General features: G+C 38.2%; 2 protein-coding genes. One reads left to right on the forward strand and one right to left on the reverse strand.

Going from position 1 to position 2,318, the window contains the following annotated elements; all coding sequences use genetic code 11:
* The first annotated feature begins 252 nt into the window (after positions 1-252).
* The gene (gene tuf / locus STRDD10_RS00575) at positions 253-1,449 is read left to right on the forward strand and encodes an elongation factor Tu (RefSeq protein WP_067192181.1); all 1,197 of its coding nucleotides are present in this window, start codon (positions 253-255) and stop codon (positions 1,447-1,449) included.
* A gap of 258 nt (positions 1,450-1,707) precedes the next feature.
* On the opposite strand, the gene mscL is transcribed toward tuf, so the two are convergent.
* The gene (gene mscL / locus STRDD10_RS00580; RefSeq protein ID WP_067192183.1) at positions 1,708-2,085 is read right to left on the reverse strand and encodes a large conductance mechanosensitive channel protein MscL; all 378 of its coding nucleotides are present in this window, start codon (positions 2,083-2,085) and stop codon (positions 1,708-1,710) included.
* Positions 2,086-2,318: the final 233 nt, after the last annotated feature.

Here is a 2,318-nt window from a genome sequence, read left to right on the forward strand (position 1 = left end):
CCAATATCGAGTGTTATCCTGACCGGCACATAGAAAACGTTACCCAAATGGAAAATCAAGACTTGATTAAGTCCTTTATAATCTACGCTTCCACGTTCAATCAGCCCTATTACTAACTGGAGAAAGAATAATTCAGAAAAAGTATATAAAACACTTGCAATTTAGCTGAAATTTGATAAAATAGTAAGGAAAGTTAGACTGTATTGCCTACTGTCTATCTATAAAATATATTTTATTGGAGGCTTTTCCTAAATGGCAAAAGAAAAATACGATCGTAGTAAACCGCACGTTAACATTGGTACTATCGGACACGTTGACCATGGTAAAACTACTTTGACAGCAGCTATCACAACTGTATTGGCACGTCGCTTGCCTTCATCAGTTAACCAACCAAAAGACTATGCGTCTATCGATGCTGCTCCAGAAGAACGCGAACGCGGAATCACCATCAACACTGCACACGTTGAGTACGAAACTGAAAAACGTCACTACGCTCACATTGACGCTCCAGGACACGCGGACTACGTTAAAAACATGATCACTGGTGCTGCTCAAATGGACGGAGCTATTCTTGTTGTAGCTTCAACTGACGGACCTATGCCACAAACTCGTGAGCACATCTTGCTTTCACGTCAGGTTGGTGTTAAACACTTGATCGTTTTCATGAACAAAGTTGACTTGGTTGATGATGAAGAATTGCTTGAATTGGTTGAAATGGAAATCCGTGACCTTCTTTCAGAATACGATTTCCCAGGTGATGATCTTCCAGTTATCCAAGGTTCAGCTCTTAAAGCTCTTGAAGGTGATGCTGCGTTTGAAGATATCATCATGGACTTGATGAACACTGTTGATGAGTACATCCCAGAACCAGAACGTGACACTGACAAACCATTGTTGCTTCCAGTCGAAGACGTATTCTCAATCACTGGACGTGGTACAGTTGCTTCAGGACGTATCGACCGTGGTATCGTTAAAGTTAACGATGAAATCGAAATCGTTGGTATCAAAGAAGAAACTCAAAAAGCAGTTGTTACCGGTGTTGAAATGTTCCGTAAACAATTGGATGAAGGTCTTGCAGGAGACAACGTAGGTGTTCTTCTTCGTGGTATCCAACGTGACGAAATTGAACGTGGACAAGTTATCGCTAAACCAGGTTCAATCAACCCACACACTAAATTCAAAGGTGAAGTTTACATCCTTACTAAAGAAGAAGGTGGACGTCACACTCCATTCTTCAACAACTACCGCCCACAATTCTACTTCCGTACTACTGACGTTACAGGTTCAATCGAACTTCCAGCAGGTACTGAAATGGTAATGCCTGGTGATAACGTGACTATCGACGTTGAGTTGATCCACCCAATCGCCGTTGAACAAGGTACTACATTCTCAATCCGTGAAGGTGGACGTACTGTTGGTTCAGGTATGGTAACAGAAATCGAAGCTTAATTCGATTTAGTTTCTAAAAAAACAATTTAAAGTCAGACATTAAAAACCACCCTTTAGGTGGTTTTTTTAGGCTCTTTGTCAATTGTAGTGGGTTGATGAACAGTATAGATGTTAACGGAGTGGAGTTATCTGCTTATTTTTTAAGTTCAAGAAGGAAAATGGCTAGGTTTAGAAACATATTTTTCTGCCATTAGAGGTGAAGTAGAGATAGTTACCTTTTGATAAAAAAACCTCGTAAATACGAGGGTTAAAATGGAATTATTTTTTTTCAAGAAGAGCTTTGATATCTTGGAGGATATCTAACTCAGTTGGAGCTGCAATCTCTTCTTCAACTTCTGCTTTATTACCAAGGTTTTGCGCCTTCTCTGCTGCTTTAACTACAAAGAAAAGAACAGTCCCGATAATCAAAAAGTTGATAATAGCACTTAAAAAGCTACCGTATTTAACTCCATTCCATGAAAGTTCAGCGATTTGACTAACATTTGCAGCTTTTAAAGCAGGATTTAAAAAGAGAGGAGTAATCACATCGCTAACGAATGATGTGATAATATTACCGAAAGCAGCCCCGATGATAACTGCTACAGCAAGGTCAACGATATTTCCACGAAAAAGGAAATCTTTTAGTTCTTTAAGCATGTTTTAAAAATGCCCTTTCTATTTTTTACTTTATGCATTATATCGTAAAAATATGTCGAAGAAAAGTTTTTTGCTTAAAAATTTCTTGAAATGGATAAAGATGTAAAGCTAGATACGAGTCTTCAATATCTTATCTAAAACTGTAAAAAATATTTTACAATTTTAGTGAATTGGAGTATACTCCCATCTTTGACAGTTTTTCGAAATCAAAGAGCCCCTAAATGCTGATATAA

Source organism: Streptococcus sp. DD10 (assembly GCF_001578805.1).
Lineage (GTDB): Bacteria > Bacillota > Bacilli > Lactobacillales > Streptococcaceae > Streptococcus.